This is a genomic window from Bradyrhizobium sp. S3.12.5 (genome assembly GCF_040548225.1).
GTDB classification, from domain to species: domain Bacteria; phylum Pseudomonadota; class Alphaproteobacteria; order Rhizobiales; family Xanthobacteraceae; genus Bradyrhizobium; species Bradyrhizobium cytisi.
The window spans coordinates 19,711-40,831 of sequence record NZ_JBEPRF010000022.1 but is presented as its reverse complement, the minus strand read 5'-3'; the positions used below and the strand labels follow the sequence as shown (position 1 = coordinate 40,831).

Genomic DNA, 21,121 nt, shown 5'->3' with positions numbered 1-21,121 from the left:
TTTCCATCAATCACTATCGGCTTGTTGGGCGCGACTCTGGGCCATCGCACTGCGGAATTCAACCACTTCCGCGGCCCGTCGTCCGCTATAGTCGCGCCACGGCGGTGCTTGAAAACAAAGAGGAAACGCGAATGCGCCTGAAACTTCTTTCGCCTGGCGAAATGAACGAGAGCCAGCGGCAGACCTATGACGAGTCGATTGCCGGCAAGCGCGGCAAGCCGCCTGCGCCGATGATGGCCTGGCTCAACAGCCCGGACATGGCCCGTCACGCCACGCGGCTCGGCGAGGTCCTGCGCTACGACACGATCTTCCCGGCGAAGCTCTCGGAGATCGCGATCCTGGTGACGGCACGGCACTGGACCGCGCATTACGAATGGTATGCGCATAAGGGCCTCGCGCTTGCCGGTGGTATGGATCCTGAAATCATCGACGCGATCCGCGATCGACGCACGCCCGAGTTCGACGATCCCAAGGCCAGGATGATCTACGATCTCGCGAAGTCGCTGCATGAGGGCCACGGCGTCGAGAAGGGCCTCTACGATAAGGCGGTGCAGCTGCTCGGCGAACGCGGCGTGGTCGAGGTGATCGGGCTGTGCGGCTATTACACGATGGTGTCGATGACGCTGAACACGTTTGAGTTCGGGCTGCCCGAGGGCGAGGTGTTGGAGCTGTCATAGCTTCGTATCCGGACGCGCAATTGCGCATCCGGAAACACTGGGTTTCGGGATATGGCCGTAGCGCTGTCCCGAAGCTCGGCTTATGTGGAGTTCATCAACGGAGCACCACCATGTCGGAAAACCAAGCCGTCGCCGCCGGCACCAGGATTGGCCACGTCCATCTCAAGGTCGCCGATCTCGATCGCGCGCTCGGCTTCTATTGCGGCGTGCTCGGCTTCGAGCTGATGCAGCGCATGGGGACCAGTGCGGCTTTCATCTCGGCCGGCGGTTATCACCACCACATCGGGCTCAACACCTGGGAGAGCAAGGGCGGCTCACCACCGCCGCGGGGCACGACCGGGCTGTTTCACACCGCGATCCTCTATCCGACGCGGCCGGCGCTGGCGGACGCGCTGCACCGCGTGCTCTCGGCCGGCATTGCGCTGGACGGCGCCAGCGACCACGGCGTGTCCGAGGCGCTGTATCTGCGCGATCCCGACGAGAATGGCGTGGAGCTGTATTGGGACAAGCCGCGGGAGCAATGGCCGTTCGGGCCGGATGGCAAGCTCGCGATGTTCACGAAGCGGCTGGATGTCGAGGGCTTGCTGAAGCAGCGGGAGGGGTGATCTCCGCTCTCACCCCGTCATTGCGAGCGGAGCGAAGCAATCCAGAATCTTTCCGCGGATGCAGTCTGGATTGCTTCGTCGCGAGGGCTCCTCGCAATGACGGAGTTTGTTGAGGCGCCGTCGCGCCTCTATGAAAGCCTTGCTCGCGGCCTCCCCCGCACCATGATCAGTGCGGCCGCCGTCAGCTCCAGCGCGATGCAGAGATAGAACGGTAGCGAATAGCCGCCGGACCAATCGCGCAGGATGCCGACGACGCCGGGGCCGAACGCGTAGGTCACCTGGTTGATCGCGGTGTTGAGGCTGATCAGCACGCCGAACGAGGCGGAGTCGAACTCCTGCTGCACGATCAGCGACGGCAGCGTGATGAGATTGCCGACCGAGAAGCCGAACACCGCGCAGGCCGCGATCAGCATATAATCGTTGTGCAGATTGATCACGACGCACAGCGCGGCGGCCTGGCTCAGGAACGACAGCGCCGACGCCAGCCGCTGGTTGAGGCGGTCGATCACCATCGAGAACAGGACACGGCCGATCACCGCCATCGCAGTGAGCACAGCGACCGCCATGGCCGCACGCTCGCGCCCAATCACGGGATCGAGGAACGAGATCAGGTGCACGATGAAGCCGACCTGCGCGAACAGCACCAGCGCGAAGGCGATCGTCACCGTGAGGAAGCCGACATCGCGCAGCGCGCGCGAGCGGATCTCTGCCGATGATTGCGGCTTGGCCTTGGCAGCGTCTTGCCAGCCATGGAGATCGGGCGGCCGGCCGACGACCAGCAAAATCACCGGCAGCAGCAACACCAGCATGGCGCCGGAAGTGGCGAACATCGCGTTTCCGAAGCCGATATGGCTGATCATCGTCACCAGCAGCGGCACGCCGACGATGCCGCCAAAGCTCGCGCCATTCAGGGCGAGGCTGATCGCCATGCCGCGCTTCTGATCGAACCACAGGCTGATCGTGTTGGTGATCATGGCGAGACTGGTGCCGGCCCAGCCGAAGGCGAGCACGGCATCCGCCAGATAGAGCTGCCAGGGCTCGCGCACCGCGCCGATCGCGACCGCAGCGGCCGCCATCGCCACCGTGCCGGCGATCAGGCAAATCCGGGGGCCATGTTTCCGGACGGCTTCACCGACGAAGACGACCAGCAACGCACCGAACAGATAGAAGAACGTGGTGCCCGACGAGATCAGCGAGGCCGGCCAGCCCCGCGCGCGCTGCAGCTCGGCGACATAAACGCTCTGGCCGTAGAAGCCGAGCCCCCAGCCGAAGGTCGCAAGCAGGAAGCAGACCGCGACGATGCGCCAGCCTTCATAGCGGAGCGAGGATTCGTCGGCCGCGGGGTGTTGAGGATTGTCGAGCATGCTGCCTACTCCGTCATGCCCGGGCTCGTCCCGGGCATCCACGTTCTTCGATCTGCGCGTCCAAGACGTGGATGGCCGGGACAAGCCCGGCCATGACGCATCAACTAATAACTCGTACCCGAAAATCCCTTCGACAGCGATCGAAGCGTCAACGTTGCTGACAGCCTCCTGCCAACTCAGATCGCGTCCGGGAACTCGCCCATCGCGGCCGCCAACCGCGCCCTGCGGCGGCGGGCGAACGACGCAAGAGAGAGCACGGAGAGGCCAAGCACAACCGGCGGAAACACGACCATGTTCACGGCCGACCAGCCATAATTGGCGAGCAGCTGCCCCGACGAGAACGAGCCGACCGCCATCATGCCGAACACCAGGAAATCGTTGAAGGCCTGCACCTTGTTGCGTTCCTGCGGGCGGTGCGTCTCCAGCACCAGCGCGGAGGCACCGATGAAGGAGAAATTCCAGCCGATGCCGAGCACGATCAGCGTCGCCCAGAAATGCATCGCGGTGACGCCGGAGAGACCGATGCCGGCGGCGCCCGCTTCCAATAGCAAACCGGCGGCGACGATTCTGGGTGCACCGAAGCGGGCGATCAGCGCACCGGTGAAGAAGCTCGGTCCGTACATCGCGACGATGTGCCATTGAATGCCGAAATTGGAATCGGATAGACTGAGGCCACACATCTTCATGGCGAGCGGCGCCGAGGTCATCACCAGATTCATCATGGGATAGGAGATGACGCCGCACAGTGCGGCCGCGATGAAGCGCGGCTGGGTCACGATGGTGAGCAGCGGCCGGCCGCCGTGCAGATCGGCCGGAGCCGGCTTCGGCATATCGACGCCGGCGACGATGCCCATCGCGACCAGCGCGACCGCCGCCTGCACCAGGAAGCTGAAGGCGAACAGATAGGGCGACCAGATGTCCATGGTCCATTGCACCAGCTGCGGACCGAGCACACCGGCGAACACGCCACCCGCCATCACCCACGACACCGCCCTGGGCCGGTAGGCCGCGCTGGCACCGTCGGCGGCAGCGAAGCGATAGGATTGCGCCACCGAGCCGTAGAGGCCGCCGAGGAAGGTCGCGAGACAAAACAGCGCGAACGAGGCGTGCAGGATCGCGAACGACCCGATGACACCGGTGAGCGTGCCAAGGCCGGTGCCGATGACAAAAGCCCAGCGGCGGCCGAAGCGGCGCGAGATCGCGCCGGTCGGCAGCGTGCCGGCCGCAAGCCCAACCACGTACATCGACAGCGGCACGGTCGCGAGCGACATGTCAGGCGCGAGCGTGGCGCCGACGATCGAGCCGGTGGCGAAGATCACCGCCGAGTTGGCGCCGGTCAGTGCTTGGGCTGCGGCGAGGCGCACCACATTGCCGCGCACGCGGATGTCATCGGCAATCTCATTGGCTGAAGTCACATCTAGCATCGGCATTTCCGCCCGCAGGGTCCTTTAAGTAAAAGGCTTGTAAGTAAAAGGCTTGGTGATTCCCGGCACTATGGCGGGGCGCGGAAGGGCGGGCAACCGGCGCAAACGGGCGCAGGCCATGCCTCTGACGCAATCGGATGGACCATACCGGACCGCGCTCTTGACGGCTTGCGCGCGATCAAATCCTATCCGCCGCGCGATCTCAGGGAGTTTCGTTCATGTCCGTCGATAACAGGCCTACGCCCAGCGCTCCCGACGACGATCCCTGGCTCTGGCTGGAGGAGATCGAAGGCGCCCGCGCGCTCGATTTCGTCGAACGGCAGAACCGCCTGACGCTGGACAGATTCGGCGGCGCGGCATTCGAACGCGACCGCGATGCGCTCGCGGCGATCTACGATCGTCCGGACAACATTCCCTATGTCGGCCGGCGCGGGGCGCATCTGCACAATGTCTGGAAGGATGCCACCAACCCACGCGGGCTGTGGCGGCGGACCACGCTGGCGGAGTTTCGCAAACCCGATCCGGCGTGGGAGATCGTGCTGGACATCGACAAGCTCGCCGCGAGCGAAGGCGAGGACTGGCTGCTGAGCTCGATCAGCTCGCAGCCGGGACACTCGCGGGTCATCTTGAGCCTGTCGCGCGGCGGCAGCGACGCCGTCACCTTGCGGGAATTCGATGCGGATACGAAGAGCTTTGTTGCTGACGGCTTTACGCTGCCGCAAGCCAAGGGCGGCGTCGATTGGGTCGATCCGGACACGCTGCTGCTGTCCAGCGCCTATGGCGATGACATGGTGACGAGCTCCGGATATGCGAGGACCGTTCGCCTGTGGCGGCGTGGCGAGAGCGTCGATCAAGCGCAGATCATCCTCGATACCGCGGCCGATCATATGGGGATCTTCGGCAGCGTGGACGATACCGGCGCGAAGCCGCGCGCCTGGATCATCGACCAGATCGACTTTTTCAATTACGGCATCTGGCTGCGCGACGAAGCCGGCACCACGACGAAGCTCGACCTGCCGACCGGCATCTGGATGCAGGCGCATGGCGACTGGTTCGCGATGAAGCTGCGCACGGACTGGTCGGTCGAAGGACGAACCTATGCCGCCGACGCCCTGCTCGGCATCTCGCTCTCATCGTTCCTCGCCGGCAGCCGCGACTTCACTTCTCTGTTCGAGCCCGGACCGCGGCGAGCGCTACAGGGTTTTTTCTGGGCCGCGGGCAAGCTGGTGCTGTCGATCCTCGACGAGCTGAAGCCGCGATTCGAGATCCGCACGCCATCCGCCGCGGGCTGGAGCCGCGAGACGCTCGGCGGTCTTCCCGAGATCGGCGTCGTCGATGTCTGGCCGCTCGATCGCCATTCGTCCGAGAGCAATGGCGACCTGCTCGCCAATGTGCAGGACCCGCTGACGCCGCCGTCGCTCTTGCTGATCGAGCGCGGCGTCGAAAGTCCGACCGTGCTGAAGCAGGCGCCGAAGACGTTCAACGCCGACGGCCTCGTGGTGACGCAGCACGAGGCGATCTCGGTCGACGGCGAGCGCATTCCCTATGTGCAGACCGGCCCGGCCGGCGAGACCGGCGATGCGCCGGTCTATATGAGCGCCTATGGCGGCTTCGGTCTCGCGGTGAAGCCGCACTACGATTCGTCGCTCGGCAAGCTGTGGCTGGAGCGCGGCGGCACCGTTGTGCAGGCGAATCTGCGCGGCGGCGGCGAGTTCGGCACGCGCTGGCACGATGCCGGCCGTTTCGCCGGCAAGAGGCTGTCGCATGATGATTTCGCAGCCGTTGCCGCCGATCTCGTCCGCCGCGGCGTGACGCAGCCAAAGCGCATCGCCGCGCAAGGCGGATCGAACGGCGGCATCCTCATCACCAACATGCTGGTGCGATACCCCGAGCGTTTCGGCGCGCTGTTCTGCACCATCCCGCTGATCGACATGCGCCGCTACACCAAGCTGCTCGCGGGCGCGAGCTGGATCGCGGAATATGGCGATCCCGACAAGCCCGAGGAATGGGAGTGGCTGAAGACCTACTCCGCCTATCACAATGCAAAACCCGGTCAGCCCTATCCGCCGATCCTGATCGCTACGACACGACGCGACGACCGCGTCCATCCCGGCCACGCGCGCAAGATGGCGGCGAAGCTGCAGGCGATGGGTTACGAGGCCTGGTTCTACGAGCCGGCCGCCGGCGGCCACGGCTACGGCAAGGACAACAAGGAGCGCGCCGGCTTCCAGGTGCTCGGATTCCAGTTCTTGAAGGAGAAGATTGGTTGGCGGGATGAATGCTAGCGTTTGGCGCGCTGACGCTTCCACATCGTCATGGCCGGGCTTGTCCCGGCCATCCACGTCTTAGCTTGCGGAGCAAAGAACGTGGATGCCCGGGACAAGCCCGGGCATGACGACGTCCCGAATTAACCCCGCGCAAATACCAGCGTCAGATTGTTCGCGGGCATGTCGATGGTATCGACGAGACGAAGGCCGGCACCGCGCGCCAGCGTCTCGACATCGCCGAGATCGCGCACGCCCCAGTCGGGATTGCCTTCGCGCAAGGACGTATCGAACACGGCGTTGCTGAGTGCGGTGTGCTTGCCGTCGCGCTTGAACGGGCCGTAGAGGATCAGCTGGCCGTCAGACCGCAAGTACCGGCCGGCACCGGCGAACAGGCCCTCGGCCACCGTCCAGGGCGCAATGTGGATGACATTGGCGCAGAACACGGCCGCAAGATTGTTCGGCCCCTGCCCGCTCTTCATCTCCGGGCACCAGTCGGGATCGGACAGATCGATCCGCAACGGCGAGCGGACGTTCTTCAACCCCGAATGCACGCGCCAGGCCTCGATGCTCTTCACATGGCGCTGGTTGAGGTCGCTCGGCCACCAGACCAGATCGGGCGTGTGTCGGGCGAAATGGACCACGTGCTGGCCGGTTCCACTGCCGACCTCGACCACGTCGCCCGACCGCCCAATGAGATGCTTTCCGAGCGCTGTCCAGAGCGGCTCGTGATTGCGATGGAACGCCGGCGCATCGAGACGGCCGTCGGATTCGACCCGCCCACCATCCCTGCCAAATTCAACGACATATTCAGCCAATTCATGTCCCCGGAAAACGAGAAAAGCAGACCAAAACGCAACAGGGGCAAAACGCCCCGAACGCGTGCCGGTTGAAGCCGGCTTGATGAACGATCTATCTCTTCAGTTGCAATGCGGAAGATATTAACGCCATTTTGTGCCCTGCATAGTCTTGATTGTCAGGGCATGCCCTTTGTGCTTTTGAACATTATCTTTTGCAGACATCATAAGCCTCGGAACGACGCCTTGACCGCCTTTCCTCGCAAGCCCGCCCTGCTCCTCGCGATGGTCGTCCTCACGGGCCTCGCCGCGCGCCCGGCGTGGGCGCAGTCCGCCATCGCCGAGGGCCAAAAGCTCGCCTTCGACCGCGGCAAGGGCAATTGCCTGACCTGTCACGTCATCAAGGGCGGCGACTTGCCAGGCACCATCGGGCCCGAGCTGAAGGACATCAAGGCAAAATACCCCGACCGCAACGAGCTGGTTGCGATCCTGTTCGACGAGACCAAGCGCAATCCGCAGACCATGATGCCGCCGTTCGGCCGCAACCGGCTTTTGACCGACCAGGAGATCAGCGCGATCGTTGATTTCCTGCAGACGCTGTAACGGCAGGCCCAGGAGACCTGAGATGACTGCACATACCGGCCCTCATCCGACGCGGCGCCTGATCCTTCAGGGCGCTGCTTCGGTCGCGCTGATCGGCCTCGGCAATCTGCCGTTTGCGCCTGTGCGCGCCGCGGCCAACGACAAATATCCGGAAGAGGTGTTCAAGCTGAAGAACGAGGCCGACGCCATCAAGGCACTCTACGGCAAGACCGCCGAGCCCTCCGACAAGGTCATGCTCGATGCGCCCGAGATCGCCGAGAATGGCGGCGTGGTGCCGATCTCGGTGACGACGACGCTCGACAAGGTCACCTCGATCTCGCTCTTTGTCGCCGAGAACCCGAACGCGCTCGCAGCAAGCTACAAGATTCCCGAGGGCACGATGCCTGCTGTCGCCAACCGCCTGAAGATGGCCAAGACCAGCAACGTGACCGCGATCGTGGAAGCCGACGGCAAGCTCTACAGCGCGACCAAGGAAGTGAAGGTCACCGTCGGCGGCTGCGGCGGCTAGGAGAATCCAGATGACATCCAGCATTCGCGTCCGCGCAACATCCAACGGCGACATCACCGAGGTGCAGACACTGATCCAGCACCCCATGGACACCGGCCTGGTGAAGGACGCCAAGGGCGAGCTGATTCCCGCGCACTACATCCAGCAGCTGAAGTTCGCGTGTAACGGCAAGGACGTGTTCGTTGCCAATTGGGGCACCGCGGTCTCCAAGGACCCCTACGTCAAGTTCAGCTTCAAGGGCGCCAAGAAGGGCGACGACCTCAAGATCTCCTGGACCGACAACAAGGGTGGGTCCGACGAGACCACCGCGAAGATCGCGTGATGAGACCCGCCACCTCCCTCCTGCTTGGCTCGTTGAGCGCCGCGCTCGTCGCGTTAGCGCTCACCTCTCCGCGCGTGATTGCGGCCGACAAGGTCGATCCCGTCGCGGATGCCAAGGCGTTCCAGAATTTCTTCTTCCAGAAATTTCCTGATGTGAAGCACGAGGATTTCGTCAACGGTCCTTACTCCATGAACGAGGACATGAAGCGGCAATGGCAGGAGAAGGAAGAGTTTCCGCCCTACGAGTTCGCACTGGACGCCGGCAAGGAGATGTTTGCGACACCGTTCAAGAACGGCAAGACCTATGCTGATTGCTTCCCGAACGGCGGCATCGGCATTCGCCAGAACTATCCTTATTTCGACACCAAGGAAGGCAAGGTCGTCACGCTCGAGCTCGCGCTCAACCGCTGCCGCGAGGCCAATGGCGAGGCGCCCTACTCCTACGTCAAGGACGAGATGGCCTCGCTCACGGCGTACATGGCCTACACCTCGCGCGGCAAGCCGATGGACATCAGGATTCCCGACGATCCCCGCGCGCTCGAAGCGTTCGAGAACGGCAAGCGCTATTTCTACACCCGCCGCGGCCAGATGAACTTCTCCTGCGCGAGCTGCCACGTGCAGAGCCCGGGCGAGCGCATCCGCGCCGAGATCCTGGCGCCGGCGCTCGGCATCTTGAACGCCTTGCCGATCTACCGCTCCGAATGGAGCGGCATGGGCACAACCAGCCGCCGTTTCATCACCTGCAACAGCCAGACTCGCGCGGTTCCGCTGGAGCCGCAGGCGGACGAATATCGCGACGTCGAATACTTCCTCTCCTACGTCGCCAACGGCCTGCCGATTTCGGGACCAGGAGCGCGGCCATGAAGCGGTCACTTCCTGTCGCCATGTTGCTGGCCCTGAGCCTCGCGCCGATGGCGCGCGCGGCAAATGAAGCGGACTACAAGGCGGCCTACGCTGCTGCGGAGACCGCATCCAAGGAGGCGGCTGCATTGCGCAACCAGTGGACCACCACCGTCTCGACGCTGGCGGCAGCGAAAAAGGCCGCAGATGGCGGCGATTTCGACCGCGCCGTCGCCGCAGCCAAGGAGGCCGAGGCGCTGGCGAAAGCATCCATCTTCCAGGCGACGTCTGAAAAAGAGGCCTGGAAGGCGATGGAAATCCGCTAGGCTAACGTCTGTGGAACTGTCGTTGAGAGGCGCGAAGAAATTTAGATGCCCATCCGCCGCCGCGATCTCCTGAAGGGCACAGCTGGCATTGCTGCCTCGCTCGGCCTGCCGCGACTGGCGCGCGGCGCCGAGACCGCGAGCATTTACGACATCGAGCGGTTCGGCAATGCGCGGATCCTGCACCTCACCGACACGCATGCGCAGCTCAACCCGGTCTATTTCCGCGAGCCCAGCGTCAATATCGGCATCGGCGAGATGGCGGGACGGCCGCCGCATCTGGTCGGTCACGCTTTCCTGGAGCGCTTCGGCATCCGGCCCGACAGCGCCGACGCCTATGCCTTCACTAGCGTCGAATTCGAAAAGTCCGCCGGCCGCTTCGGCAAGCTCGGCGGCTTCGCCCATCTGAAGACGCTGATCGACCGCCTGCGCGGCGATGCCGGCGAGAAGCGCACCATGCTGGTCGACGGCGGTGATCTCTGGCAGGGCACCGGGCTCGCCAACATCATGCAGGGCCGCGACATGGTCGAGGTCGCCAATCTGCTGGGCATCGAGGCGATGACCGGGCATTGGGAGTTCACCTATGGCGAGCAGGTGCTGCGTGACAATCTCGAGCACTTCAAGGGCGAGTTCCTGGCGCAGAACGTCTTCCTGACCGAGGAAGCCGCGTTCAACGACGCCCCCGCCTTCGACAAGGCGACGGGGCGCGTGTTCAAGCCATCGATCATCAGGGAGATCGGCGGTCATCGCGTCGCGATCATCGGCCAGGCCTTTCCTTACGTGCCGATCGCGCATCCCAAGCGCTTCACGCCGGACTGGACGTTTGGCATTCGCGAGGAAGAGCTCCAGAAGCATGTCGACAGCTTGCGCGGCAGCGACAAGGTCGATGCGGTGATCCTGCTGTCGCACAACGGCATGGACGTCGACCTCAAGCTCGCAAGCCGCGTCACCGGCATCGACGTCATCCTCGGCGGCCACACCCATGATGCCGTGCCGCAACCGATCGCCGTGAAGAACGCTGGCGGTACGACGCTCGTTACCAATGCCGGCTCCAACGGGAAGTTTTTGGGCGTGCTCGATCTCGCGCTCGACAAGGGCAAGGTCGGCGACGTCAAGTATCATCTGCTGCCGGTCTATTCCGAGCTGCTCAAGCCCGATCCGGCGATGGCCGAGCTGATCGGCCGGCTGCGTGCGCCGTTCGTGGCCGACTGGTTGGAGAAGATCGCAACGCCGGACCGGCTGCTCTATCGCCGCGACAATTTCGCCGGCTCCGTCGACGAGCTGATCTGCACCGCGCTGCGCGCCGAGCTCGATGCCGAGATCGCGCTGTCGCCGGGCTTCCGCTGGGGCGTCACCGCGCTCTCGGGCCAGCCGCTGACCATGGAGGATGTGCTCGCGGAGACCGCGATCACCTATCCCGAAACCTATGTGCAGGAGATGACCGGCGCCCAGATCAAGGACGTGCTGGAAGATATCTGCGACAATCTCTTCAACGCCGATCCCTATTATCAGCAGGGCGGCGACATGGTGCGCGCCGGTGGGCTCAGCTACACATGCAGCCCCACCAACGCGATCGGCAGCCGCATCGCCGAGCTCAAGCTCGCCAATGGCAAGGCGCTCAGCGCCGTCAGGCACTACAAGGTCGCAGGCTGGGCCTCGGTCAATGGCCAGCAGGGCGCACCGGTGTGGGACGTCGTCGGCAAATATCTGCGCTCGGGCCGGATGTTTCAGGAGCGGCTCGGCACCGGCGTCACGCTGAAGGGCGTCGACGGCAATCCAGGCATTGCAGGATAGAGGATGATGCGGTCGCAAATTTTTCGCGCAATGCTGCTGACGCTGCTCTCCTTGGTCGCGCCGACGCTGGCTTCTGCGCAACAGGTGCCGCTCCAGGACAAGCCGTTCGCCGAGCACAAGATCGTGCTGCAGCTCTCAGATAGCGATGCGAAGAAGCAGGCCATGGTGCTGAGTGTCGCCAACAATCTGCTGAAGGCTTACGACCCCGACAAGATCGCCGTGGAGATCGTCGCCTTCGGTCCCGGCATCGACTTGCTGCTGTCCGGCAGCGAGCGCCGCAAGCAGGTCGAGAGCCTGATCGCGCAGGGCGTGCGGTTCGACATCTGCCTCAACACGGTCGACACGATCGAGCGGGAGACGGGCAAGCGGCCGGAGTTCATTCCGGCGGCGACGCCGGTGCAGGTGGGCGTCGGGCAGATCCTGCTTCTGGCGGAGAATGGGTACACGTTGGTGAGGCCCTGAGGCTTCGGCCGTGGCACGGGGCAGCGACATACTCACTGTCATTCCCCGCGGAGGCGGGGAATCCAGTACGCCGCAGCCTCTCTGCATCCGCTTCGCTGTCTCTGGAATACTGGATCGCCCGCCTTCGCGGGCGATGACAGCGGGGCGTCTCGAGCAGGTGAGCCCGGAACGCCGGCCGCTGACCCCGCAATAAAAATTTTCTAAATTTTCTTGCTCCGGCAGTGACTTACTTCTCTTTATGCTCCCGGATGTAGTAGAATCCTCGAAACCAGTCCACGCCGGGTCCTGCCATGATCTTTCGCCAGCTCTTCGACAGCATTTCGGGCACCTACAGCTACGTCCTTGCCAGCCGCCCCGGCGGCGAGGCGCTGATCCTTGATCCCGTGCTGGAGAAGGTCGACCGCTATTGCCAGCTGCTGCGCGAGCTCGACCTCAAGCTGGTCAAGGCGGTCGACACCCATCTGCATGCCGATCACGTCACCGGCCTCGGCGAGCTGCGCGACCGCACGCATTGCATGACCGTGATGGGCGACCAGACCAAGGCCGACGTGGTGGCGATGCGGGTCGCCGACGGCGACAAGGTGACGATCGAGGGCCTGTCGCTCGACGTGATGTACACGCCCGGCCACACCGACGATTCCTACTCCTACCTGATGGGCGACCGCGTCTTCACCGGCGATACGCTGTTGATCCGCGGCACCGGCCGCACTGATTTCCAGAACGGCTCGTCGCGCGCACAGTACGAATCGATCTTCAACCGCCTCTTGAAGCTGCCGGACGAGACGATGGTGTTCCCGGCACACGATTACAAGGGCGACACCGTCTCCACCATCGGCGAGGAGAAGCGCTACAATCCGCGGCTCCAGGTGCGCTCGGTCGACGAATATATCGAGCTGATGGCGAACCTGAAGCTGCCCAATCCGAAGATGATGGATGTGGCGGTGCCGGCCAACATGCGGGTCGGCCTGCATCAGGAAGAGCTGGAGAAAGAGGGCCGTGCACTCAGCGCCGCCGAGGCGATCCGTTCGCTCCGCCGACCCGATATTCTGCTGGTGGATCTGCGCGAGAGCAATGAGCGGATGAAGCACGGCATGATCGAAGGCGCGCTGCACACGCCCTATCCGAGCGTCGAGGAAAGCCTCAAACCCGGCGGCATGCTGCGCGAGGTCGCGGCCGCCATGGGTCGCCGCGTCGTGTTCTTCTGCGCCTTCGGCGAGCGCTCGGCGATGGCAGTTGCCGCCGCCAAGGAGGCCGGATTGTCCAACACCGCCCACATCGCCGGCGGCATCGATGCCTGGAAGAAGGCGGGCGGGCCGGTGGTGCACGCCTGACATTCATCGCCGCGGGCTTGAGATAACTCAGGAACCGCAAGGCGTTTGCGGGTAGGATGGAGGACGCATCACCATCCGGGATCAGTCATGGCCAAGACCGGCAAGCCGAGCGAACCGCCGAAGACGAAGACTGCAGACGACGACAAGGCGAAGAAGCCCCGGCCGCCACGTGACACCGACGACGATTACGAAGACGGCGACATCGCCACGCCGAAGCGTGATCGTTATGGCAACGATGACGAGCCGTTGTGAGGTCGCTCGGAGCCATTATTGAGCGCGAGCCCTAACCACGCTTTCCGCCGTCCCACCCGCGCTACCTGCCATGCGCCCGCGTTCATGGACAAATAACCGCCGTCCCCGATAGTTTGCGCGCCTCCTGGGACTGAAGCGGAACTGCAATGGTCGACGTTCTCGCCGCACCGCAACAAGGCAAGGCGGACAGCGCGCTACGCACGCTGACCGGGATCTCGATCGCGCATTGGATCAGCCATTTCCATCTGCTGGTCCTGCCGATGCTGTTCCCGTTCCTCAAGAGCCAGCTCGGCGTGGGCTATGTCGAGCTCGGGTTCGCGCTGACCATATCGGCCGTCGTCTCCGGGCTGACGCAGGCGCCGACCGGCTATCTCGTCGACCATTTTGGCGCACGCAAGATCCTGCTGGGCGGACTGATGCTCGGCGGGCTCGCGCTGATCCTGCTCGGCCTGCACCTGAGCTACACCTCGCTGATCGCCTGCGCCGTGCTGCTTGGCCTCGCCAACAGCGTCTATCATCCCGCCGATTACGCGATCCTGGCCGAGCACATGGACGAGGCGCGGATGGGTCGCGCCTTCTCGATCCACACCTTTGCCGGCTATCTTGGTGGCGCCGTTGCGCCGGCGATCGTCGCGGCGCTCGTCACCGTCTCCGGCGGCACAGGCGCCATCATCGCCTCGGGTGCGATCGGCGTGCTGGTGGCGCTGCTGCTGGTCGCCATGAACATTCCCGATGCCGGCGCGCACAAGACCAGGCCGGGCAACGCGAACATGCCGAAGCAGGCCGTCATCACGCCGGCGCTGATCACGCTGACCGCGCTGTTCATGCTGCTCAGCCTGTCGGTTGCCGGCATCAACAATTTCGGCGTGGTGGCGCTGATGAGCGGCTACGGCGCTACTTATTCCATCGCCAATGTCGCGCTGACCGCGTTCCTCGGCTCCAGCGCCGCGGGCGTGCTCGCGGGCGGCTTCCTCGCCGACCACACCGAGCGCCACGGCTATGTCGCCGCCGCCTGCTTTGCCGCAAATGCCGCCATCGTGCTGCTGATCGCGCTGGTCACGCTGCCCGGATGGGCCTTGACCGCCACGATGGCGTCCGCGGGTTTCCTCTCCGGCGTGATCGCGCCGTCGCGGGACATGCTGGTGCGCAACGCCGCGCCTCCCGGCGCTGCCGGTCGCGCCTTCGGCATCGTCTCCACCGGCTTCAATCTCGGCGGGATCGTCAGCCCGCTGCTGTTCGGCTGGATCATGGACCAGAGCGCGCCGCACTGGGTGTTCGGTGCGTCGGTGATCTTCATGGTCGCAACGGTGGTGCTGTCGCCGTTCACGGAGCGGAAGGCGAAAGCTGCGTCGAATTGAGGGGCGCTATCGCCACGAATTCAGTCGTCGTCCCGGCGACGGTCTTGTTCTGGCGGGCTTCTAACTGCCCCCTTACGTCAGCGACACCACGCCCTTCGGTTCAGCGGCCTGCGGAGTCGCACCGCGCGTCAGCCTCGCGCGCTCCGTGTTCGGCCAGAGCAAGAGCAAGCCGAGCAGGCCGGAGCCGACCATGATCACGGCGTTGATGGTGAAGCCGGTCATGTAGCCGTCGACCATGCTGCCGGCGCGCTGGATCACGGTGCCCATCACGTTCGGCGCGATGATGCCCGAGAGCGTGTAGAGCGCGCCGTAGATCGCGAGGATCGCGCCGCGCTGCGAGGCCGGGGTGAATTCACCGAGCATCGGCGGGCAGACGACGTAGATCGCGCCGCAGAGCCCAGGGCCGACCACAAGCATCGCGATCTTCAGCCCCACACCCGGGGCGTACGGCATCACCGCCAGGATCAGGCCGCCGATGATCAGCGGCACCGAGCCGAGCACGCCGCGGGAGACACGAGTCGTGTAGCCGCGCGCCATCATCGCCTGCGAGATCCAGCCGGTCAGGATGACGACGGTGGCGCCGAACACCCAGGGCAGGATCGATATCCAGCCGGCGTCCGATTGCGAGAAGCCAAGCCCCTTGACGATGAAGGACGTGAACCAGGTGAGGCCCAGCGACAGCGCCCAATAGGCGCCGAAGGTCGCGGCCACGCAGCCGATGAAAGTGCGCGAGGTGAGCAGCTGGACGTAGGGAATTTTCGTCTCTGTGGCCGCGAGGACCTGTGTGTTCTCGAGCGGACCTTCCTTGCCGAAGGTGAGCCAGGCGCAAACCCAGATCAGGCCGACGACGCCGAGCGCGCCGAAGGCATAGTGCCAGGAATGGTTGACAATGATCCAGTTCAGCATCGGCACGGCGAGGATGACACCGAAGGCCGAGCCCTGCGTCAGGATCGCGGTCGGCAGCGTGCGCTTCTCGTCGGGGAACCATTTGTAGATGGCGTGCATCGCCACCGAAGCCGCCGGACCTTCGCCGGCGCCGAGCACGATGCGGCAGATCAAGAGCGTGGTGAAGGAAACGGTGCCGACCATCGGAAACTGCGCCAGCGCCCAGATCACGGCGAGCGTCAGCAGCACCCAGCGCGTCGCCACCTTGTTGACGATGAAGCCGACCACGATGGCCGAGATCGAGAACAGGAAGAAGAACGACGAGCCGAGAAAGCCGAACTGCTCCGGCTCGAGCTTCAAATCGGTCATGATCGGAACGCCGGCGAGGCCGACGACGATCTTGTCGGCGAAGTTCACCAGCATGAACAGAAACAGGAGGAATGTGACCGTCCAGGCGCCCTTTGGCGTTTCCGCAGCCGTCCCCGTGGTCTTGCTTGCCGCTATGGGCGTTCCCTGAGCGCTCATCGTTCTCCCCGTATGTTCTTTTGGCACTTTTATGATTTGGCCGTTGCTGGAGCTAACAACGGCTTGAACGGCAACGCAACCCCGGCATTTCCACGGCAAGTGTGCTACGCAGCATTAAGCTAATTCCGTCCGGCGCATTGATCTTGCTGAGCATCCGAAACCTCTCCAAAACCTTCGCCTCGGCCGCTGAGCCGGTCCATGTGCTGCGTGGCGTCGATCTCGACCTGAAAGCCGGCGAGCGCGTCGCGCTGACCGGCGAATCCGGCAGCGGCAAGAGCACGCTGCTGCACCTGATCGCCGGGCTGGATGCCGCCGATGGCGGCTCGATCCGGCTGGAGGACACCGAGGTCACCAAGTTGTCGGACGCCGGCCGCGCCGGCTTGCGGCGCGACAAGGTCGGCCTGGTTTTTCAGCAGTACAATCTGATCCCGAGTCTCTCGGTCGCAGACAATCTCGCCTTCCAGGCGCGCATCGCCGGCCGGCATGATGCCGCCTGGACCAGGGAGCTGGTCGAGCGGCTCGGCCTCGGCGGCCTGCTCAAGCGCTATCCCGAGCAATTGTCGGGCGGCCAGCAGCAGCGGGTTGCGATCGGCCGGGCCCTGGCGACAAAACCACTGCTGCTGCTCGCGGATGAGCCGACCGGCAACCTGGATGAAGACACCGCCGACGACGTGCTGGCGCTGACGCGCGATCTCGTCACGCGCACCGGCTGCGGTTTCCTGATGGTGACGCACAGCCTGCATCTGGCCGGCACGCTCGACCGTCACGTCGTCCTCCATGCGGGGCGGATCGCATGAGACGCGCGCTGTGGGTGCTCGCGGTGCTGCTCAGCCATTGGCGTCGGCACAGGATGCAGTTTGCGACGCTTCTGATCGGGCTGATCGCGGCGACTGCGTTGTGGAGCGGCGTGCAGGCGATCAACCAGCAGGCCCGCAGCGCCTATGACCGCGCGGCCGCGACGTTTGGCGGCGTGCGCACGGCCACGCTGGTCGCGTCCAACGCGGCGACCTTCCCGCAAGACCTGTTCATAAAACTCCGGCGCGCGGGCTGGCCGGTTTCGCCGGTGCTGGAAGGCCGGGTTCAAATCAATGGACGCGCGATGCGGCTGCTCGGCATCGAGCCGGTGACGCTGCCGGCTGACGTCGGCAACGCGCCGCGCCTCGGGGCGGCGGATCTCAGCAGTTTCGTTGCCGCGCCCGGCCAGACGCTGGTCGCGCAGGAGACGCTGAACGATCTGCACGAGCAAGACGGCGCGACGCCCTCGATCAGCAGCGGCGCAAAGCTGCCGCCACTACACGTGCAGCCGCAGCTCGTGCCCGACGTGCTGGTGGTCGACATCGGCGTTGCGCAGCGGCTCCTGAACAAACCCGATCAGCTGTCGCGCCTGCTGATCGGCGAGGCGAAGGGCAAGCCGGCGCAGCTCGCAAGCGTCGTCGGCGATCAATTGCAGCGGGTCGAGCCGACCGCGGAGACCGAGCTGGAACGGCTGACCGACAGCTTCCATCTCAACCTCACCGCCTTCGGCTTGCTGTCGTTCTTCGTCGGCCTCTTCATCGTCAACTCGGCCGTGGGCCTCGCCTTCGAGCAGCGGCTGCCGATGCTGCGGACCTTGCGGGCCTGCGGCGCCTCGGCGCGGCTGGTTAATACGGTGCTGGTGGTCGAGCTGGTGGCGCTGGCGCTGGTCGCCGGCCTGATCGGGCTCGTCTGCGGCTACTTCATCGCGGCCGCGCTGCTGCCCGACGTGGCGGCGTCACTGCGCGGGCTCTATGGCGCGCAAATTCCGGGGCAGCTCACGTTAAAGCCTGAATGGTGGCTCGCCGGGATCGGCATCAGCGTCGCGGGCGCGCTTGTGGCGGCCGCGACCAGCCTGATCAAGGCTGTCAGGATGCCGGTGCTGGCGACCGCGCAGCCGTACGCCTGGCAGCAGCGGCAGCGGCGCTGGCTGATCCTGCAAAGCGTTGCGGCCTGCGCCGTGCTCGCGGTCGCGCTGTTGCTGCTTCATTACGGGCAATCGCTGATCGCGGGCTTTGGCGTGCTGGCAGCCTTGATGTTCGGCGCGGCGCTGATCCTGCCGGCCTTCCTCGAGGTACTCCTGCTCGCCGGCCAGCATTCTGCGCGCGGGCCGTTGGCGCTGTGGTTCTGGGCGGACAGCCGGCAGCAGCTGTCCGGATTGTCGCTGGCGCTGATGGCGCTGCTGCTTGCGCTCGCCGTCAACGTCGGGGTATCCACCATGGTGGAGACGTTCAGCCGCACCTTTGTCGGCTGGCTCGATGGACGGCTCGCCGCCGACGTCTACATCAGCGCCGCCGACAATGCGCAAGGCACGGCGATCCGCAACTGGCTGAAGGACCGCAGCGAGGTTCAGGCGATCCTGCCGGGCGGGCGCGCGGAGACGCAGGTTCAGGGACAGCCGGTGGAGCTGCTCGGCCTGCCCGATCACGCGCTCTATCGCGAGCGCTGGCCGCTGCTGGAGAACGCGCCGCGCGCCTGGACGCAACTGGTGCCGGGCAATGCCGCCTTCATCAGCGAGCAGCTGAGCCGCCGCTTGAACGTCCGCGTCGGCGATGTCATCGAGGTGCCGGCGCCGGGCGGGACCTGGGAGCTCGACATCGTCGGCATCTATGCCGATTACGGCAATCCCAAGGGACAGCTCGCGGTGAATGTCGCGGCGCTGATCCGGCAGTTTCCGCAAACGCCGCAGACGCGGATCGGGCTTATTGTGCCGCGGGACAGGATTCCCGGCTTGATCGCAGCACTGCAGAAACAGTTCGCGCTCGACGACCGCGCCGTGGCCGACCAGGCGACGGTGAAGGCCGAATCGATCCGCATCTTCAAGCGCACCTTTGCGGTGACGTCGGCGCTGAATGCCTTCACGCTCGGCGTCGCCGGCATCGCGCTGCTGACCAGCCTGCTGACGCTGGCGAACTCCCGTCTGCCGCAGCTCGCGCCGCTCTGGGCGATCGGCATCACCCGGCCGCGCCTCGCCGCGATCGAGCTGACCAAGACGCTGTCGGTTGCGCTGTTCACGTCGCTGCTGGCCGTGCCGCTCGGGCTCCTGGTGGCGTGGTGCCTGATCGCGATCGTGAATGTGAAGGCATTCGGCTGGCGGCTGCCGTTCCATGTGTTTCCGCTGCAACTGGTCGAGCTGGTCACGGTCGCACTGATCGCCTCGCTGCTGGCCGCACTGCTGCCGGTGTTGCGGCTGGCGCGGATGCAGCCGGCAAGCCTCGTCAAGGTGTTCGCCAATGAGCGCTGACAAACTCTCGCGGCGCGCCTTTGCCGGCGGCATCGCCACGCTCGCCCTCGCGCGACGCGCCGGCGCGCAAGGCTATGCCGGGCTCGGCGAGAGCGCCGACGGCTTTGCGAAAGTCACGCCCGGAAAAATCTTCACGTTCCCCGCCGATCACGGGCCACATCCGGCGTTTCGCATCGAGTGGTGGTATCTGACGGCGAATCTGGTCGACAGCAATGGCGCTGCTTGCGGGCTGCAATGGACGCTGTTTCGCCAGGCCGCAAAGCCGGGGCCGCAAGGCGAAGGCTGGGCCAATCAGCAGATCTGGATGGCGCACGCCGCGGTGACGCACGCCGACACGCACCGCTTCAACGAGCTGTTTTCGCGCGGCGGCATCGGTCAAGCCGGCGTCGAGGCAAAGCCGTTTACAGCATGGATCGACGATTGGGAGATGAAGGGATCCGAGCGCACCGACGATCGCACCCTGTCGCCAGTGAGCCTGATGGCGTCTGGCACCGATTTCAGCTACGCGCTCACGCTTGAAGCGGATCGCCCGGTCGTCTTGCAGGGCGACGGCGGCTATAGCCGCAAGTCCGAACGCGGACAGGCATCCTACTATTACAGCCAGCCGTTCTACCGTGCGCGCGGCACCCTCACCGTCGACGACAAGCCGGTCGATGTCTCCGGCGAGGCCTGGATGGACCGGGAATGGAGCAGCCAGCCGCTCGACACCGACCAGACCGGCTGGGACTGGCTATCGCTGCATCTTTCCTCCGGCGACAAGCTGATGCTGTACCGGCTGCGCCAGAAGGACGGCAAGGATTATCCGTTCGGCAACTGGATCGGTGCCGACGGCCGCACGCAGATGATTGCGGGTGGCGACATCCAGATGACTCCGAAAGCGACCGTCGATGTCGCGGGGCGCAAGCTGCCGGTCGAGTGGCAGATCGCGATCCCGTCACGATCCTTCTCGATTGCCTGTAAGCCGCTCAATCCCCGAGCATGGATGGGGACCGGCTTCTCCTATTGGGAGGGACCGATCAGCTTTACCGGCACGCATGCCGGTGTTGGCTATCTCGAGCTGACCGGCTATTGAACCGCGACTTGTTCAAAAGGATTTGCGATGTATCACCTCACCGCCCTCGTCACGCTGCTGGCGATCCTGTTTTTCTTCTTCACTTGCATGAACGTCTCGCGGTCGCGCACCAAGACGGGCATCAAGGTGCCGGCGATGTCGGGCCATCCCGATTTCGAGCGCGCTTTCCGTATCCAGATGAACACGCTGGAATGGATGCCGATTTTCCTGCCGTCGCTCTGGTTGTTCGCGATCTATATCAGCGACGCGATTGCGGCAGGCATCGGCGCGGTCTGGATCATCGGCCGCATCGTCTATTTCGTCGGCTATTCGCAGGCCGCCGCCAAGCGCGGCCCGGGCTTTGCGATCCAGGGCACCGCCGCCATCGCGCTGTGGGCGGGGGCGCTGGGCGCGGTGGTGCTAAGGTTGGTCTCGTGAAAGCGCGGCATCACACGCGCTCGTGTCCCGGGCGCGGTGCAGC

Annotated in this window: 21 protein-coding genes; 17 read left to right on the top strand and 4 right to left on the bottom strand. The window is 64.8% G+C overall.

The features are described from left to right. The first annotated feature begins 131 nt into the window (after positions 1-131). Positions 132-677 carry a carboxymuconolactone decarboxylase family protein gene (locus ABIC09_RS28225; RefSeq protein ID WP_148751028.1) on the top strand — a complete coding sequence of 182 codons (546 nt, stop codon included), beginning with the start codon at positions 132-134 and terminating at the stop codon, positions 675-677. A gap of 110 nt (positions 678-787) precedes the next feature. Then, a complete protein-coding gene (locus tag ABIC09_RS28220; protein ID WP_148751029.1) occupies positions 788-1,282 on the top strand; it encodes a VOC family protein in 495 nt (164 codons plus the stop codon). Positions 1,283-1,410: 128 nt separating this feature from the next. On the opposite strand, the gene ABIC09_RS28215 is transcribed toward ABIC09_RS28220, so the two are convergent. Both ABIC09_RS28215 and ABIC09_RS28210 read right to left on the bottom strand, forming a co-directional pair. Beyond that, the gene (locus ABIC09_RS28215) at positions 1,411-2,646 is read right to left on the bottom strand and encodes an MFS transporter (RefSeq protein WP_354111291.1); all 1,236 of its coding nucleotides are present in this window, start codon (positions 2,644-2,646) and stop codon (positions 1,411-1,413) included. A 176-nt stretch (positions 2,647-2,822) separates the two neighbouring features. Further along, a complete protein-coding gene (locus tag ABIC09_RS28210) occupies positions 2,823-4,070 on the bottom strand; it encodes an MFS transporter (RefSeq protein WP_354111290.1) in 1,248 nt (415 codons plus the stop codon). A gap of 218 nt (positions 4,071-4,288) precedes the next feature. On the opposite strand from ABIC09_RS28210, the gene ABIC09_RS28205 reads away from it, so the two are divergent. Then, positions 4,289-6,355 carry a prolyl oligopeptidase family serine peptidase gene (locus ABIC09_RS28205; protein WP_354111289.1) on the top strand — a complete coding sequence of 689 codons (2,067 nt, stop codon included), beginning with the start codon at positions 4,289-4,291 and terminating at the stop codon, positions 6,353-6,355. Positions 6,356-6,477: 122 nt separating this feature from the next. On the opposite strand, the gene ABIC09_RS28200 is transcribed toward ABIC09_RS28205, so the two are convergent. Then, positions 6,478-7,152, bottom strand: coding sequence for a DUF938 domain-containing protein (locus tag ABIC09_RS28200; protein ID WP_354031465.1), 675 nt, complete (start codon positions 7,150-7,152; stop codon positions 6,478-6,480). Positions 7,153-7,377: 225 nt separating this feature from the next. On the opposite strand from ABIC09_RS28200, the gene soxX reads away from it, so the two are divergent. From soxX to ABIC09_RS28150, 10 genes are all read left to right on the top strand, one after another. Next, positions 7,378-7,734 (top strand): sulfur oxidation c-type cytochrome SoxX, encoded by a 357-nt coding sequence (gene soxX, locus ABIC09_RS28195; RefSeq protein ID WP_354111288.1) that lies wholly within the window; start codon positions 7,378-7,380, stop codon positions 7,732-7,734. A gap of 22 nt (positions 7,735-7,756) precedes the next feature. Further along, positions 7,757-8,242 carry a thiosulfate oxidation carrier protein SoxY gene (gene soxY, locus ABIC09_RS28190; RefSeq protein WP_354111287.1) on the top strand — a complete coding sequence of 162 codons (486 nt, stop codon included), beginning with the start codon at positions 7,757-7,759 and terminating at the stop codon, positions 8,240-8,242. Positions 8,243-8,252: 10 nt separating this feature from the next. Continuing rightward, the gene (gene soxZ / locus ABIC09_RS28185; protein ID WP_148751036.1) at positions 8,253-8,564 is read left to right on the top strand and encodes a thiosulfate oxidation carrier complex protein SoxZ; all 312 of its coding nucleotides are present in this window, start codon (positions 8,253-8,255) and stop codon (positions 8,562-8,564) included. After that, positions 8,564-9,427 carry a sulfur oxidation c-type cytochrome SoxA gene (gene soxA, locus ABIC09_RS28180; protein ID WP_354111286.1) on the top strand — a complete coding sequence of 288 codons (864 nt, stop codon included), beginning with the start codon at positions 8,564-8,566 and terminating at the stop codon, positions 9,425-9,427. The genes soxZ and soxA overlap by 1 nt, the downstream gene beginning before the upstream one ends. Next, positions 9,424-9,729, top strand: coding sequence for a hypothetical protein (locus ABIC09_RS28175; protein ID WP_354111285.1), 306 nt, complete (start codon positions 9,424-9,426; stop codon positions 9,727-9,729). The genes soxA and ABIC09_RS28175 overlap by 4 nt, the downstream gene beginning before the upstream one ends. A gap of 45 nt (positions 9,730-9,774) precedes the next feature. Further along, positions 9,775-11,520 (top strand): thiosulfohydrolase SoxB, encoded by a 1,746-nt coding sequence (gene soxB, locus ABIC09_RS28170; RefSeq protein WP_354111284.1) that lies wholly within the window; start codon positions 9,775-9,777, stop codon positions 11,518-11,520. A gap of 3 nt (positions 11,521-11,523) precedes the next feature. Continuing rightward, a complete protein-coding gene (locus ABIC09_RS28165; protein WP_354111283.1) occupies positions 11,524-11,982 on the top strand; it encodes a DsrE family protein in 459 nt (152 codons plus the stop codon). 290 nt (positions 11,983-12,272) lie between these two features. Next, a complete protein-coding gene (locus ABIC09_RS28160) occupies positions 12,273-13,313 on the top strand; it encodes an MBL fold metallo-hydrolase (protein WP_148751041.1) in 1,041 nt (346 codons plus the stop codon). An 87-nt stretch (positions 13,314-13,400) separates the two neighbouring features. Further along, positions 13,401-13,565: a hypothetical protein gene (locus tag ABIC09_RS28155; protein WP_354111282.1), complete on the top strand. Its 165-nt coding sequence runs from the start codon at positions 13,401-13,403 to the stop codon at positions 13,563-13,565. A 146-nt stretch (positions 13,566-13,711) separates the two neighbouring features. Beyond that, a complete protein-coding gene (locus ABIC09_RS28150; protein ID WP_354111281.1) occupies positions 13,712-14,923 on the top strand; it encodes an MFS transporter in 1,212 nt (403 codons plus the stop codon). Between the two features lie 72 nt (positions 14,924-14,995). On the opposite strand, the gene ABIC09_RS28145 is transcribed toward ABIC09_RS28150, so the two are convergent. Then, a complete protein-coding gene (locus ABIC09_RS28145; protein ID WP_354111280.1) occupies positions 14,996-16,333 on the bottom strand; it encodes an MFS transporter in 1,338 nt (445 codons plus the stop codon). A gap of 143 nt (positions 16,334-16,476) precedes the next feature. Between ABIC09_RS28145 and ABIC09_RS28140 the strand changes: the two genes are divergently transcribed. The 4 genes from ABIC09_RS28140 to ABIC09_RS28125 are packed head-to-tail and all read left to right on the top strand — an operon-like array spanning position 16,477 to position 21,078. Beyond that, positions 16,477-17,130, top strand: coding sequence for an ABC transporter ATP-binding protein (locus ABIC09_RS28140; protein ID WP_148751045.1), 654 nt, complete (start codon positions 16,477-16,479; stop codon positions 17,128-17,130). Next, entirely contained in the window at positions 17,127-19,589 is a 2,463-nt protein-coding gene (locus ABIC09_RS28135) for an FtsX-like permease family protein (protein ID WP_354111279.1), read from the top strand. The genes ABIC09_RS28140 and ABIC09_RS28135 overlap by 4 nt, the downstream gene beginning before the upstream one ends. Continuing rightward, positions 19,579-20,661: a lipocalin-like domain-containing protein gene (locus tag ABIC09_RS28130; protein ID WP_354111278.1), complete on the top strand. Its 1,083-nt coding sequence runs from the start codon at positions 19,579-19,581 to the stop codon at positions 20,659-20,661. Before ABIC09_RS28135 ends, ABIC09_RS28130 begins: the two co-directional genes overlap by 11 nt. 27 nt (positions 20,662-20,688) lie before the next feature. Next, positions 20,689-21,078, top strand: a complete 390-nt coding sequence (locus ABIC09_RS28125) for an MAPEG family protein (RefSeq protein WP_148751048.1) — start codon at positions 20,689-20,691, stop codon at positions 21,076-21,078. The last annotated feature ends 43 nt before the right edge of the window (positions 21,079-21,121 follow it).

What these genes read in the sequence shown, in the direction of transcription:
- ABIC09_RS28175 (WP_354111285.1), top strand. Translation starts at nt 9,424, where the DNA reads ATGAAGCGGTCACTTCCTGTCGCCATGTTGCTGGCCCTGAGCCTCGCG.
- ABIC09_RS28205 (WP_354111289.1), top strand. Translation starts at nt 4,289, where the DNA reads ATGTCCGTCGATAACAGGCCTACGCCCAGCGCTCCCGACGACGATCCC.
- ABIC09_RS28165 (WP_354111283.1), top strand. Translation starts at nt 11,524, where the DNA reads ATGATGCGGTCGCAAATTTTTCGCGCAATGCTGCTGACGCTGCTCTCC.
- ABIC09_RS28220 (WP_148751029.1), top strand. Translation starts at nt 788, where the DNA reads ATGTCGGAAAACCAAGCCGTCGCCGCCGGCACCAGGATTGGCCACGTC.
- soxA (WP_354111286.1), top strand. Translation starts at nt 8,564, where the DNA reads ATGAGACCCGCCACCTCCCTCCTGCTTGGCTCGTTGAGCGCCGCGCTC.
- ABIC09_RS28125 (WP_148751048.1), top strand. Translation starts at nt 20,689, where the DNA reads ATGTATCACCTCACCGCCCTCGTCACGCTGCTGGCGATCCTGTTTTTC.
- soxB (WP_354111284.1), top strand. Translation starts at nt 9,775, where the DNA reads ATGCCCATCCGCCGCCGCGATCTCCTGAAGGGCACAGCTGGCATTGCT.
- ABIC09_RS28225 (WP_148751028.1), top strand. Translation starts at nt 132, where the DNA reads ATGCGCCTGAAACTTCTTTCGCCTGGCGAAATGAACGAGAGCCAGCGG.
- ABIC09_RS28130 (WP_354111278.1), top strand. Translation starts at nt 19,579, where the DNA reads ATGAGCGCTGACAAACTCTCGCGGCGCGCCTTTGCCGGCGGCATCGCC.
- ABIC09_RS28155 (WP_354111282.1), top strand. Translation starts at nt 13,401, where the DNA reads ATGGCCAAGACCGGCAAGCCGAGCGAACCGCCGAAGACGAAGACTGCA.
- ABIC09_RS28150 (WP_354111281.1), top strand. Translation starts at nt 13,712, where the DNA reads ATGGTCGACGTTCTCGCCGCACCGCAACAAGGCAAGGCGGACAGCGCG.
- ABIC09_RS28215 (WP_354111291.1), bottom strand. Translation starts at nt 2,646, where the DNA reads ATGCTCGACAATCCTCAACACCCCGCGGCCGACGAATCCTCGCTCCGC.
- soxZ (WP_148751036.1), top strand. Translation starts at nt 8,253, where the DNA reads ATGACATCCAGCATTCGCGTCCGCGCAACATCCAACGGCGACATCACC.
- soxY (WP_354111287.1), top strand. Translation starts at nt 7,757, where the DNA reads ATGACTGCACATACCGGCCCTCATCCGACGCGGCGCCTGATCCTTCAG.
- ABIC09_RS28210 (WP_354111290.1), bottom strand. Translation starts at nt 4,070, where the DNA reads ATGCTAGATGTGACTTCAGCCAATGAGATTGCCGATGACATCCGCGTG.
- ABIC09_RS28145 (WP_354111280.1), bottom strand. Translation starts at nt 16,333, where the DNA reads ATGAGCGCTCAGGGAACGCCCATAGCGGCAAGCAAGACCACGGGGACG.
- ABIC09_RS28135 (WP_354111279.1), top strand. Translation starts at nt 17,127, where the DNA reads ATGAGACGCGCGCTGTGGGTGCTCGCGGTGCTGCTCAGCCATTGGCGT.
- ABIC09_RS28160 (WP_148751041.1), top strand. Translation starts at nt 12,273, where the DNA reads ATGATCTTTCGCCAGCTCTTCGACAGCATTTCGGGCACCTACAGCTAC.